Annotated in this window: 13 protein-coding genes; all 13 read right to left on the reverse strand. The window is 41.3% G+C overall.

The features are described 5' to 3' along the window. Window positions 1–30 precede the first annotated feature (30 nt). The gene (gene nrdR, locus CSV72_RS05300; RefSeq protein ID WP_099632831.1) at window positions 31–498 is read right to left on the reverse strand and encodes a transcriptional regulator NrdR; all 468 of its coding nucleotides are present in this window, start codon (window positions 496–498) and stop codon (window positions 31–33) included. Window positions 499–614: 116 nt separating this feature from the next. Then, entirely contained in the window at window positions 615–1,637 is a 1,023-nt protein-coding gene (locus CSV72_RS05305) for a glyceraldehyde-3-phosphate dehydrogenase (protein WP_099677447.1), read from the reverse strand. 119 nt (window positions 1,638–1,756) lie between these two features. Beyond that, on the reverse strand, window positions 1,757–2,359 hold the full coding sequence (gene coaE / locus CSV72_RS05310; RefSeq protein WP_099677448.1) for a dephospho-CoA kinase: 603 nt from the start codon (window positions 2,357–2,359) through the stop codon (window positions 1,757–1,759). A gap of 12 nt (window positions 2,360–2,371) precedes the next feature. Beyond that, a complete protein-coding gene (mutM, locus tag CSV72_RS05315; RefSeq protein ID WP_099677449.1) occupies window positions 2,372–3,244 on the reverse strand; it encodes a bifunctional DNA-formamidopyrimidine glycosylase/DNA-(apurinic or apyrimidinic site) lyase in 873 nt (290 codons plus the stop codon). A gap of 10 nt (window positions 3,245–3,254) precedes the next feature. After that, window positions 3,255–5,879, reverse strand: coding sequence for a DNA polymerase I (gene polA / locus CSV72_RS05320; protein ID WP_099677450.1), 2,625 nt, complete (start codon window positions 5,877–5,879; stop codon window positions 3,255–3,257). 98 nt (window positions 5,880–5,977) lie between these two features. Beyond that, window positions 5,978–7,003: a protease modulator HflC gene (hflC, locus tag CSV72_RS05325; RefSeq protein ID WP_099677451.1), complete on the reverse strand. Its 1,026-nt coding sequence runs from the start codon at window positions 7,001–7,003 to the stop codon at window positions 5,978–5,980. Further along, window positions 7,000–7,977 carry an FtsH protease activity modulator HflK gene (hflK, locus tag CSV72_RS05330; protein WP_099677452.1) on the reverse strand — a complete coding sequence of 326 codons (978 nt, stop codon included), beginning with the start codon at window positions 7,975–7,977 and terminating at the stop codon, window positions 7,000–7,002. Before hflK ends, hflC begins: the two co-directional genes overlap by 4 nt. Before the next feature lie 74 nt (window positions 7,978–8,051). Continuing rightward, window positions 8,052–9,461, reverse strand: coding sequence for a two-component system histidine kinase PnpS (gene pnpS / locus CSV72_RS05335; RefSeq protein WP_099677453.1), 1,410 nt, complete (start codon window positions 9,459–9,461; stop codon window positions 8,052–8,054). Continuing rightward, a complete protein-coding gene (locus CSV72_RS05340; RefSeq protein ID WP_099677454.1) occupies window positions 9,462–10,163 on the reverse strand; it encodes a response regulator transcription factor in 702 nt (233 codons plus the stop codon). It abuts the gene before it with no gap. After that, the gene (locus CSV72_RS05345; protein ID WP_099677455.1) at window positions 10,153–10,638 is read right to left on the reverse strand and encodes a MaoC/PaaZ C-terminal domain-containing protein; all 486 of its coding nucleotides are present in this window, start codon (window positions 10,636–10,638) and stop codon (window positions 10,153–10,155) included. The genes CSV72_RS05340 and CSV72_RS05345 overlap by 11 nt, the downstream gene beginning before the upstream one ends. A 149-nt stretch (window positions 10,639–10,787) precedes the next feature. Continuing rightward, a complete protein-coding gene (gene mdh, locus CSV72_RS05350) occupies window positions 10,788–11,726 on the reverse strand; it encodes a malate dehydrogenase (RefSeq protein ID WP_099661233.1) in 939 nt (312 codons plus the stop codon). Window positions 11,727–11,797: 71 nt separating this feature from the next. Next, entirely contained in the window at window positions 11,798–13,066 is a 1,269-nt protein-coding gene (icd, locus tag CSV72_RS05355; RefSeq protein WP_099677456.1) for an NADP-dependent isocitrate dehydrogenase, read from the reverse strand. A gap of 71 nt (window positions 13,067–13,137) precedes the next feature. Further along, window positions 13,138–14,253, reverse strand: a complete 1,116-nt coding sequence (gene citZ / locus CSV72_RS05360) for a citrate synthase (RefSeq protein ID WP_099677457.1) — start codon at window positions 14,251–14,253, stop codon at window positions 13,138–13,140. Window positions 14,254–14,353 lie beyond the last annotated feature (100 nt).

Raw genomic sequence — 14,353 nt, forward strand, 5'->3', positions numbered from 1 at the left:
AACAATCGCCTCCCCTTCTAGATCAACATCTTACTCTTGTTCATCTTTCCTGTTTTGCAATTGTTGCAACTCGTCAATAAAGACTGTGATGTCTTTGTAATGTCGGTAGACAGACGCAAATCGTACATACGCCACTTCATCTACATCCACTAGTCGTTCCATCACCATTTCTCCTACTTGTTCAGAATCTATTTCGACATTTCCTGAGCTTCTTAGTTCTTTTTCGATAGAACTGACGATATCTTTTAATTGTTCGATCGGAACCGCACGTTTTTCACACGCGCGAATTAATCCTCTTAGCAATTTTTCACTGCTGAACTCTTCTCGTGTCTTATCTTTCTTTACGACAACTAGCGGAGAATGCTCTACTTTTTCAAATGTCGTGAAACGAAAACTGCATTTTTCGCATTCACGTCTTCGTCGAATGGAGCGGTTTTCTTCCGCTGGCCGCGAATCAATTACACGTGTTCCGTTATAGTGACAAGCTGGACATAACATAGTTAGTTCCTCCGCATTTTCATTAGTACTTTTCATTATAACAGAAACTATCCATACAACAACAAACGGATATAGAAAAGCACTTCATCCCGTAAGATGAAGTGCTGATTCGTTCATTAAGAAGTTACTTTGTCCGTTAATGCAGCAGCGACTTTTTTCGCCAATTGCACAACACGTGCTGAATAACCCCACTCATTATCATACCAAGCAAGCACTTTGATTTTACGATCGCCCATGACCATGGTAGAAAGTCCATCAAGTGTTGCAGATTCTGTAGTCGTATTGAAGTCAATTGATACAAGAGGTTCTGTAGTAAAGCGAAGAATGCCTTTCATCGGGCCTTCTGCTGCTTTACGGAACGCGTTGTTCACTTCTTCAACCGTCACATCTTTTTCTACGTCCACTACCAAGTCCACAAGGGAAACATTCGGTGTCGGGATACGCAATGCCAAACCATGAATCTTTCCTTCAAGCTCAGGAAGTACAAGAGACAACGCTTTTGCAGCACCTGTTGAAGTAGGAATGATGGACTCTCCACAAGAACGCGCGCGGCGTAAATCTTTATGAGGGTTGTCCAGGTTCTTCTGATCATTCGTATATGCGTGTACAGTTGTCATTAAGCCGTTTACAATACCGAATTCATCATTCAATACTTTTGCAACTGGCGCTAAACAGTTGGTTGTACAACTAGCATTAGAAATTACACTATGTTTGTTCACATCTAATTTGTCGTCATTCACTCCGATTACAACGGTTACGTCTTCATTTTTACCTGGAGCTGTTAAAATTACTTTCTTTGCTCCGGATTCCAAGTGAAGTGCTGCTTTGTCACGAGAGTTGAATACACCTGTTGATTCTATAACGATATCTACGCCAAGTTCTTTCCAAGGCAATTTCGAAGGGTCACGCTCAGTAATTAATTGTACACGTTTGCCGTTAACAATGATCGCGTTTTCTTCCGCTACGATTTCACCATCGAACACTCCGTGTGTGGAGTCGTATTTCAAGAGATGTGCAATCGTTTCAGCTGGATATGTCGCATTGACAGCAACTAGATTAACATCGTCTTCCTTGATAATCTGGCGGAATACCATCCGTCCAATACGGCCGAGTCCGTTAATTGCAATTTTTGTAGTCATTAAAGGGATCCTCCTGCATGTATGTTATACTTTATATCCTTAATCGTTCATTAGTATAACACATTTTATCATTATGCCAACACTATTACACATTAAATTTACAAATTATTTCTCCACGCTCATGATCTCGGTACAGCTTGCCAGTTTTCAAGGATTGTATCTAGCTGCTTTTCGGTTTCTTCCACTCTATCGTTATTGTGAATAACCGCGTCAGCGCCTTGTTCTTTGATATCCATATCCAGCTGCGATGCAATTCTGACATCTGCTTCTGCTTCCGTCAATTCATTGCGTGCCATTAGTCTCTGCTTTTGAATTTCCTTCGTAACAGAAACTACGACAATCTTCTCCACATAGTCCTGAAGTTTACTTTCAAACAGTAAAGGGATGTCCATGATGATCGTTTCATAGCCTTGCGTTAAATAATCTTCTTTCTGACTGACCATTCGCCCTCTGATTGCAGGATGCATCAATTCATTTAACTGTTGTCGCTTCACTTCATCGCCAAAAATAACCGCACCGAGCTGTTCGCGATTGAGTGTACCATCTTCCCGTAACACCTCTTCACCGAATGTCTGTTGGATTTTATCAAGCAATGGACTGCCTGGCTCCACCACTTCTCTCGCGATTACATCCGCATCGACAATAGGGTAACCTTTTTCACGCAACATATTGGCTACAGTACTTTTCCCACTTGCAATACTTCCTGTTAATCCGATAATCACGTTCATCACTCCTTATTTTTGGCAAGCTGGACAATAGACAGACGTTCTACCTGCAATCTGCTTACTCTTAGTCGGTGTGTCACATGCTAAACATGTTTTTTTACCGTACATATGCAGTCGATCTTGCATCGTGCCCGCGTTGCCGTTAACTGAACGATAATCGGATATTGTACTACCACCCGCATCGATACTTTCTTGCAAAACACGTACAATTTCTTCAAACAATAAAACTTTGCGCTTCTTGCTGATCCGCTCCGCTGAGCGCCCCGGATGGATCTTCATATGAAACAGCGCTTCTGTAGCATAAATATTGCCGCATCCCGAAATCACTTTGCCATCCATGATGACTTCTTTGATCGGTTTTCTTTTATACTTCGGAGTTTCTGCCATCGATAAAAAATGGTTCAGGGCTTCATCAGAAAAAGGTTCTGGTGCCATCTCTAACAAAGGAGGAAAATCTTCTTCCGCCTGCAGTAGACGCATTTCGCCAAATCTTCGTATATCCGAGTAGACTAGTAATCCGCCATCTTCCATTTCTAAAAAGACATGCGCATGCTTGCGAAATTTCTCTTCTGTAATTTCGTCAGGAGAATCTACGACAAACCAAGCGCCCGTCATGCCAAGATGGCTGACGAGCAAGTATGGTTGATTTTCTTTCATTAAATGAAAATAAATATATTTACTGCGACGCACAATTTTCTCGACTTGCATATTTTCCATGCCGTGGAGAAAGTCGTCTACAGATTTCCCTTTAATAATCGTTTCTTTTCCAGCTGTTTTAGAAATGACGACGGTATCCGATACAGATAGTTGCTTCACCGTCCGCCCTTCCACGAGCGGTGCAAGGTCTCGCACCACTCCTTCTACTTCCGGTAGTTCTGGCATCTATATTCACTCACTTCGTTTCGTACCAAGACTTGCCATAATTCCAATCGACTTTCAAAGGAACATCCAGTTGAATCGTTTGTTCCATGACTTCCGGTACGATTTCTTTTAGTTTCTCCAACTCTTCCATAGGCGCCTCAAAGATCAACTCATCATGCACTTGTAGTAGCATACGCGCTTGCATATTTTCTTTTTCAAGTCTGGCATCCATATCAATCATCGCTTGTTTAATGATGTCTGCAGCAGTTCCTTGGATCGGTGTATTCATCGCTGTACGCTCTGCGAACCCGCGCAAGTTAAAATTCGAACTCGTAATATCCGGCAAATACCGTCTACGTTTCAATAGTGTCGTCACATAGCCTTTTTGCTTGGCGTCAATAATACTGTCATCCATATACTGTTTGACGCCTGGGAAACTCGCTAAATACGTATCGATAAATTCCCCTGCTTCTTTACGGGTAATATTTAAACTTTGTGATAATCCATAATCACTGATGCCATAGACGATACCAAAGTTGACTGCTTTTGCAGCGCGACGCATATTGCTATCGACTTCTTCTTGCTTCACACCAAAAACATCCATGGCGGTTTTCGTATGAATATCCGCGCCCTGCCGGAATGCTTCTATCAATTTTTCATCTTGCGAAATATGTGCAAGTACACGCAATTCAATTTGTGAATAGTCGGCCGCAAACATAATCCATTCTGTTTCAGATGGAATGAATGCTGCACGTATTTTGCGTCCTTCTTCCAAACGAATCGGGATATTTTGCAAGTTCGGATTGATCGAGCTCAATCTTCCTGTCTGTGTTAAGGCTTGCTGGAAACGTGTATGGATTTTTCCGTCTTCATGAATTTCTTTCGTTAGTCCTTCAATATATGTGGAATTTAATTTACCAAGCTGTCTGTATAGTAAAATGTGTTGAATGATTTCATGTTCGCTTTCGAGCTTCTCTAACACATCCGCAGCTGTCGAGTAGCCTGTCTTTGTTTTCTTGATAGGAGTTAATCCGATTTTCTCAAATAAAATGACGCCGAGTTGTTTAGGCGAATTAATATTAAATTTCTCGCCAGCCATTTCATAGATCGTCTTCTCGATGACCGCCAGACGTTCCGATAACTGCTCGCCTATCGTTTTCAGCACGTCTACGTCCGTTTTCACACCGGTTACTTCCATTTTCCCGAGAATCTTTGCTAACGGTAATTCTAGGTCATGGAACAAGTCTTGCTGTTCATTGTCCTCCAACTGTTTTGTAACAACTGGATGCAACTCCCACACCGCATGTGCTTTTCTCGCAGTATGGTTAGCAAGTTGTTCAGGTGCCGGTACAGTCCGTTTAGCTCCTTTGCCATAGACTGCTTCATCACTTTCTACACCATGATAGCCAAATGAACGAGCAATTTCTGAAACTTCATTTGTTGAGAATGAAGGGTTGACGATGTACGCCGCCAGCATAAGATCGAATTCTGCACCATTTAGCTCCATACCTAATCGCGCAATTGCTGCATAGGCTGATTTAGAATCTGAAACATATTTACGCGTTGCATGGTCCGCAATCCAGTTTTTAAAGAGATCAGACGATGTAGCTAATTCCGTAGAAATGAAATACGTATCTGTTTCATTCGACAGACCTATACCTAAAATATCTTGAGATAAATAATTATCACCATCGATTTCGACATGCACAGACATCGTATCCGTCAGCATCTCGGAAGTAATCTCTTCTACAGTGTGAACAGCGATTTCTTCTAGTGGTTGAACTTCGACAGATACATCCATCTTTTCAAGCAATGATTTAAATTGTAATTCTTTATATAGTTGTATAACTTCTTCTTCGTTACGTCCAACAAAGTCCAAATCATTCAATGACACCGTAATCGGTGCGTGAACTTCAATTGTCGCGAGTTCTTTACTCATGAACGCTTGGTCTTTATTGTTCACAAGATTTTCTTTCATTTTCTTTGCCGTGATTTGATCGATCGATTCATAGACCGCTTCTACAGAACCATATTCCTTCAATAATTTCAGTGCTGTTTTTTCACCAATTCCAGGTACACCTGGGATATTGTCGGATGCATCGCCCATCAAACCTTTCATGTCGATGATCTGCAATGGTGCAATACCATATTTCTCTTCGATATGGGCTGGTGTGTATTTTTCAAGATCGGTAATGCCTTTTCTTGTGATGCATACGGTCGTCTGATCATTCGCAAGTTGTGTTAAATCTTTATCTCCCGAAATGATGACGACTTCTGCTTCCGCATCACTGCACTCTCTGCTTAATGTCCCGATAATATCATCGGCTTCATATAAATCGAGTTCATACTGCGTAATGCCGAATGCTTCAATTAGTTTACGAATATACGGGAACTGCTCCGATAGCTCTGGTGGAGTTTTTTGACGTCCGCCTTTGTATTCTGTATACGTACTGTGGCGGAATGTTGTTTTGCCTGCATCCCAAGCTACGATCACATGCGTCGGTTTTTCATTCGCTAAGATGGTCTCTAACATCATCGTAAAACCATATACCGCGTTTGTATGAACACCTTTTTCGTTCGTTAATAAAGGTAAAGCGAAAAATGCACGATAGGCTAAGCTGTTACCATCCAATAAGACGACTTTCTTTTTCGTCAAAATTCATCCCACTCCTTCATGTTCGTCACTATAAAAAAACGTCATTTTCATCTAGTTTACCACGTTTGGCAACTCGAATGAAAATGACGCACTTATGATTACTCGATATTGCCGGTTAATAGCTTGGCATATGGAGAATCTGCTGGAAGGATGATCATCGTTTCGTCATCCACGACTTTCGTATAAGACTGAAGTGTTCTATACAGTTTGTAGAATTCAGGATCTTTTGCATACGCATTATTATAGATTTTTGCAGCTTCTGCCTCACCTTGAGCAGTGACAATCGCTGCTTCTTTTTTCGCTTTCGCTAACATTTCCTGCACTTCACGATCTGTTTCCGCTTCAATCTTCTGCTTTTCTGCGTCACCTTCTGAAAGGTATGATTGCGCAGTCGAATCACGTTCTGAAATCATCCGTGTGTAGATAGATTGTTCGTTTTCTTCAGGTAAATCAATACGCTTCATACGGACATCCACTACTTTGATTCCATAATTACCATCGTCCAAGAACTTATTTACTTTGGCCGTGACATCATCATTCAAGCTTCCGCGAGAAGAATCTTCGTCATTGACGACATTGACATAATCGAGACGTCCCATTTCATTACGGACAACAGAATAAATAAATTCTTCCATTCTTGCTTCCGCATTGACGATATTACGTGCGTTAGAAATCATTTTCGCAGGATCAGTAATATGCCATATTGCATAGTTATCAATGATGATCCGCTTCTTATCTTTTGTATTGATTTCAGCTTCTGACACGTTAGAAGTCATTCGGTTTTTTGGCAATGTACTAACACTTTGAATGAATGGTATTTTCATATTCATACCAGGTTTTTCGATAATTCGTGTAATCTCACCAAACTGACGAACGACACGGTACTCATTCTCTTTTACAATAAATAGGTTAGATAACAGAATAACGAGAATCGCAAAAACAACTGTTAGCGAGATAATGAGTTTCGTATACTTTTTCATATCAAACGCTTTTTTCGGTCGCATCTGTGTAACTTTAGGATCTGATTCCGGTCCTGGCTTCTGTGCACTTCTTTTTTGATCAGTTTCCCCCATCTTCTTGAGGGCCTCTTCTATCTTCTTGAAAGGGTTTTGTTCGTTACTCATGAAGCTTTCCCTCCTTTTTCAGCTGACTTATCCTTTTCTTCCGTTACAGGCGGCTGATCTTTTTGCAATTGTTGGAGTGGTAAATACTTCATCGTTTCTCCGCTATCGTTCATGATGTAAAGGTTTGCTTTAGGTAATACTTGCTCTAGCGTCTCAATGATCAAACGCTCGCGAGTGATATCTTTACTTTTTGCGTATTCATTATATAAATCGCTGAATACCGCCACGTCACCACGTGCTTGTTCTATACGTGCGGTCTTTTTCCCTTGTGCTTGGGATTTGATCGCGTCACGTTCACCAATCGCTTCTTTCGTTCTCTGGTTTTCATACTTTTTCGCTTCGTTAATCTTCGTGTTTTTTGTTTCACGCGCATCCGTTACAGCGGTAAATGCTGCACGTACTTCTGCGTTCGGTAATTCAACGTCTTGTAGCTTTACGCCTTGTACCGCGACACCGATATCATATTTTTCTACTAAGCTAGTCAATAAATCACGTGTCTTTGCTTCAATTTCAGCTTTTCCATCCGTTAAAGCCGCATCGATTGTGGAACTACCGATGACAGATCGAATAGAAGCTGACGCCGCATCCCTTAAGATCTCGATAGGATCTTCTGCATTGAATAAATACTTCTTCGGATCAACAATACGCCACTGCACTGTCAAATCGGTCAGAACGATGTATTCATCCCCTGTAATCATCTTCGTTTCCTTATCTACGATTTCACCCGACTTATCTTGCTTGTAACCGAAATGGATACTATACGTTTCCTTGGATAAAATCTCTGTCTTCTGAATCGGCCAAGGTAATTTAAAATGTAGACCTGAGTCCGTCACAGGTGCGCCAGCTTGCCCGAACGAAATGACGACAGCTTGTTCAGATTCGTCTACTGTGTACCACGTGGTAAAGACGATCAATAAAAGTACTAATCCGGTGATAAACAAACCGAATGTCACCAGGAGTCTTTTTGTGCTCATAACTGTTCCCCCTTTTCTATGTATGACTACTGTACGGAACAGTAGTCTAGTAAGTTTCAAATTCTTTACTACATTTATTCATGTGTAGGTAGCTGAATACGGAAAACTGTACCAACACCCACTTCACTGTCCACTGTGACAGTGCCTTGATGCGCTTCAGCAATGTGTTTCACAATCGCAAGACCTAATCCTGTGCCGCCTGACTCCCTGCTTCTGGCACGATCTACACGGTAAAAACGTTCAAAGAGACGCGGTAGCTCTGAAGACATAATACCAATCCCTTGGTCACGAACCGTAATTTCTACGTACTCTTCAATTTCTTCTACAGAAACCGTCACAATCGTTTTTTCTTGCGAGTAGGCAATGGCATTATTCAATAAGTTCACCATCACTTGCACTAAACGATCATGATCTGCAGGAATGACTAATTGGTCTGGCATTTGCAAATCGATTCGCATATCTTTTTCCTGAACTCTTGCTTGAACGATTTTGATGGACTGTTCGACTACCTCCACCACATCAACCGGTTTTCGTATAATTTCAAAACTTCCACGTTCCATACTGGATAAGCGCAATAAATCCTCAATCAATAATTGCAGACGATTACTTTCTTTATACATAATCCCCAGGAATTCACGTTTCATCACAGGATCTTCTACCGCGCCATCCAGCAACATTTCTGAAAAACCTTTAATTGACGTCACAGGTGTTTTTAATTCATGAGACACATTCGCCACGAAATCCTTCCGTATTTGTTCAAGACGAACCAACTCTGTAATGTCGTGCATAATGATAACGATTCCAAGCCAGTTACCGTTTTCACCTATTACAGGAGCACCGTACACTTCTAAATGGCAAATGCCTTCTGCAAGTAATACCTCAGATTGGAATGTACGCACTTCTTCAGTTAAAAATATCGTTTCAATTTCTTTTTCAATATCTGAAGGCAAACCGATATCTTTAAACGTTTTCCCCATCAACTCTTCTCCATTGCGATCGAATGTTTCTTCAAAGACGCGGTTGACCAAATTCACTGCACCTTGTCTTCCAAACATTAATAGACTGCTACCAATGCTACTGACCAATGTTTTTAAACGCTCTTGTTCCATTGCGCGAAGTGCAGAGTTCCCTTGTAATTTTTGTGCGACTTGATTAATGGAATTCGTTAGTTGATGATTGATTTCACTGTCTTCATTATGCGCACGCGCCAAATAATTCCCTCGTGCCAATTGATGCACAACACCTGTGAAGTGATCAATCGGCTTAATATACTGTTGAAGAATTTTTGCCATAACAAACATCATGACAACAAATACTAAAACTAGCGTAAACAGTAAGTAGACCCAATAAGTTTGTTGTATGGTCGCATCCACATTTTCTCCAAATAAATGAAAAAATTGTCCTAAGATAATTCCTAGCACAATTAGTAAAATAGATAAAATGACTGCAGATGCTGTTAAAATTCTTCCGTAATAGTACTTCATCTAGTTTTGCTCCCCGAACTTGTAACCGACGCCTCTCATCGTTTTAATATAGCGCGGCTTCCTCGTATTTTCTTCGATTTTATCGCGCAGATGACTCACGTGCACATCCACAATTCTTGAATCTCCTGCAAATTCGTAATTCCACACCGCTTGCAGCAACTGATCACGAGAGAACACTCGATTCGGATGCTTCATGAAATAAACAAGCAACTCAAATTCTTTCGGTGTAAATTCTAGTGGTTTCTCGTCTAAATAGACTTCTAAGCGCTCAGGATACACCGTCAGCTGCCCGGCAACCAATTTCTTTTCCTTCATATGGTTGCGCTCACCTGTACGCCTAAGAACCGCACGAACTCTTGCCGCCACTTCACGTGGACTAAAAGGCTTGGTCATATAATCATCGGCACCCATTTCTAGTCCGACGATTTTATCCATCTCTTCTCCTTTAGCAGTCAACATGATAATAGGTGTTTCAATATCCTCTTTTCTCAGCATACGGCAGACTTCTAATCCGTCTATTTTGGGCAACATTAAATCCAGGATAATCAAATCAGGCTGTTCATCTAAAACTTTCTCCACGGCTTCTTCTCCATCATTTGCGAGTACCGTTTTATAGTCCGCTTGTTGCAATGTGAATTCAAGCAGTTTTTGTATAGACAGTTCATCTTCCACAATCAAAATCTTTTGCTGTTTAATTCCCATCCGCGGCTTCCTTCGTTTGCGCAAGTTTGACAGGCAACTTTTGTGGAGCGATAACCACAACTTCCCCACTCATAATTCGTTCTCCTTCTTGATCCGTCGCATGTACTTGGATGGTTACTTGGTTCGACTGAATTTCAAGCTTTGTCACTTCCAGAACGAACTCAACAATTGAGTAATGATAGACAGGTTTAGGAAAATGCAGTTGCTGATTAATTATGTGCGCGCCTGGTCCAGGCATATGTTTTGAAATAGCTGCTGTCACGATCCCCGTCAACATGATGGGTGGAACAATGGGCTGTCCATATATCGTCTCCGCTGCGTAATCATGTTGTAGATAAAGCGGATTGGCATCATTCGTCAATCCTAGATAGAGCATTAAGTCTTTATCTTCAATTTTCTCGGTCAAGTGTAGCCTCTCGCCGATTTCTAATTCTGTAATATCTTTTCCTATCAATTTCCGTCTACTTTTCAACAAATAAATCCCTCCTATATTTCTACAGTCATCAATGAAAAAGCTGAAAATTACTTCAATAATTAAATTATAACAATCCGTGCATGAAAAATCGAGCTAACAAGAAAAAAGATCGGACGGCTAGATAGCTGTCCGATCTTTAACCTATAATTTTACGCTAGAACACTCATTACTGTACGGACAGAGTCAGCGGACTTTTGAAGCCCCATTTTCTCATCGTCCGTTAATTCGAGCTCTATAATTCTTTCGATACCGCCTGCACCTAAAACCGTCGGCACTCCTAAATAAATCCCGTTCATACCGTATTCGCCTTCTAAAAACGCAATAGATGGTAATACACGTTTTTGGTCTTTCAAAATAGCTTCTGTCATTTCAACCAATGCAGCAGCTGGCGCATAATATGCAGATCCATTGCCTAGCAGATTGACGATTTCAGCTCCACCTTTACGTGTACGTTCTACAATTTCTTCTAGACGACCAGCAGAGATCAAGTTTTCTAAAGGTACACCGCCAGCAGTCGAGTAACGAACTAGAGGCACCATATCATCTCCATGACCACCCAGAACGAATCCTGTTACATCTTTCACTGATAGATTCAATTCTTGTGCGACAAACGTCCGGAAACGAGCTGTATCCAGCACACCTGACTGACCGATAACACGTTCTTTAGGAAATCCGGATGCTTTGTATACCGTATACGTCATGGCGTCCACTGGATTTGTCAGAACGATAATCTTCGTATCAGGAGAATACTTTATAATTTCAGCTGTTACGGATTTCATTACTTTTTGATTTGTCTGTACTAAGTCGTCGCGGCTCATTCCAGGTTTACGCGCAATACCCGCGGTAATGACAACTACATCAGAATCTTTTGTATCCTCGTAATTGGATGTACCGATGATGTTGGCATCAAACCCTTGAACCGGACCAGCTTCCAACATGTCTAACGCTTTGCCCTTCGTCGGATTTTCCATTGGTGGAATATCTACGATGACGACATCACATAATTCTTTTTGAGCTAAAAGGAATGCAGTTGTTGCTCCAGTAAAACCAGATCCGATAACCGATACTTTTTTACGCTTCAATGACATGCAAAACTCTCCTTTTTCAGAACAAATTAGTAGAAAAGAGGGGGATTCACATCCCCCTCTTTCGTTAATGCTTATAGGTTTTTGATTAGTGCATCTGCGAATCCAGAAGTGCTTACTTCTTCTGCATTGTCCATTAGACGTGCGAAGTCGTATGTCACTACTTTAGATGCGATAGACTTTTCGATAGAAGCAGTGATTAGATCTGCCGCTTCAGTCCAGCCAAGGTGTTGAAGCATCATAGTACCTGATAGCAATAGGGATGAAGGGTTAACTTTATCCAATCCTGCATACTTAGGTGCTGTACCATGAGTAGCTTCAAAGATAGCATGTCCTGTTTCGTAGTTAATGTTCGCTCCCGGAGCAATTCCGATTCCGCCTACTTGTGCAGCAAGTGCATCAGAAATATAGTCTCCGTTCAAGTTCATTGTAGCTACTACGTCGAACTCTTTAGGACGTGTAAGGATTTGTTGCAAGAAGATATCAGCAATTGCATCTTTAACGATGATTTTGCCAGCTGCTTCTGCATCAGATTGTGCTTTGTTTGCAGCATCTGTTCCTTCAGCGTCTTTAATACGATCATATTGTCTCCATGTGAATACTTTGTCGCCGAATTCTTCTTCAGCTAACTCGTAAGCCCAGCTTGCGAATGCGCCTTCTGTGAACTTCATGATGTTACCTTTGTGTACAATTGTTAGAGACTTGCGTCCTTCTTCAATTGTATAGTTCAATGCAGAACGTACTAAACGCTTCGTACCGTCTTCTGAAATTGGTTTGATTCCAAGACCGGAAGTTTCAGGGAAACGAATATTTTTAACACCTAATTCAGTTTGAAGGAAGTTAACTAATTTTTTCGCTTCGTCAGAACCTTTTTGGTACTCGATCCCAGCATAGATATCTTCAGTGTTCTCACGGAAAATAACCATGTCACAATCCTCAGGACGTTTCACGGGTGAAGGTACTCCTTCGAAATAACGAACCGGACGCAAGCAAGTGTAAAGATCTAGTTCTTGACGTAGTGCTACGTTCAATGAACGGAATCCTCCACCGATCGGCGTAGTAAGTGGCCCTTTAATCGCAATTAGATATTCTTCAATTGTGTCTAGAGTTTCTTTTGGAAGCCAGTCACCAGTTTCGTTGAATGCCTTTTCTCCTGCAAGAACTTCTAACCAATTAATCTTCTTTTTTCCGTCATAAGCTTTTTCAACAGCTGCTTCAATTACGCGTGAAGCTGCATGCCAAATATCCGGACCTGTGCCATCGCCTATAATGAAAGGAATCGTTGCGTGATCTGGGACGTTTAAAACACCGTTAGTTACTGTAATCTTTCCATCATTAGCCATTATTGATATCCTCCTGAGTTCAAAATCAGTGGGCCGGTATACGAGATACCGCCCCACGAATTTACTTTTTTTTATCGTTCATTGATTGGAACATACTTCTGCATGCCTGGTCCAACGTACTCTGCACGTGGGCGGATCAAGCGGTTGTTTTCGTATTGTTCCAGGATATGAGCAATCCATCCTGAAAAACGAGAAACAGCAAAAATAGGTGTGAAAATATCATGATCGATGTCTAATGAATGATATACCGAAGCGGAGTAGAAATCAACATTTGGAGGCAATTTCTTTTCTCCAGTGACAATTGCTTCGATTTGTTCAGACATATTGTACCACTTTTCTTCACCGCGAAGAGTAGTCAATCGCTTAGACATTTCACGTAAGTGCTTCGCACGTGGATCACCTTGACGGTATACACGGTGTCCGAAGCCCATGATTTTTTCTTTGTTAGCTAACTTTTCACGAATATATGAATCGACCTTATCTTCATCGCCGATTTCCATTAGCATATTCATAACCGCTTCGTTTGCACCGCCGTGTAATGGGCCTTTTAGAGCGCCGATTGCTGCAGTAACACCAGAATACATATCAGATAGAGTAGCTACACATACGCGTGCTGTGAACGTAGATGCGTTCAATTCATGGTCTGCATGTAGTACAAGTGCTTTGTTGAATGCTTCTTCAGCAATATCAGCAGGCTCTTCCCCAGAAAGCATGTAAAGGAAGTTTGCCGCATAGCTTAAACCTTTTTTAGGTGCTACTGGCTCTTGTCCTTTTCTGATACGAGCAAATGCAGTAACTACAGTTGCAACTTTAGCTTGAAGCTTCACTGCTTTATTGTAGTTTTCTTCTGGTGACATATCTTCCGCTTTTTCATCGTATAATCCAAGAAGCGAGATAGCTGTACGAAGTGCCGCCATTGGATGCACTTTGTCGATTGGGTACGTTTTGAAGTGATCAAGAACCCCTTGTGGAATTTCTGCGTTATCTTCTAACTGCTGTTTCAATTCAGCTAGTTCCTTTTCGTTTGGCAAACGTTTGTGCCAAAGTAGGTAAACTACTTCTTCAAAACTAGCATTTTCTGCTAAATCATCGATGCCGTATCCTACATATGTAAGAGTGTCATCGATAATGGAACTGATTTGAGTTTGTGCTGCCACGATACCTTCCAAACCTTTTGTTGCTGTCATGATATTCGCTCCTTCTTCCCAGTTTGGTCATCTCCCTGAAGCGGAGTGCAGAACGATGACCACCTGCTAATTATATTTTTATCTAAAACGCTTACAAAGT

The organism is Sporosarcina sp. P20a (assembly GCF_002743175.1).
GTDB lineage: Bacteria > Bacillota > Bacilli > Bacillales_A > Planococcaceae > Sporosarcina.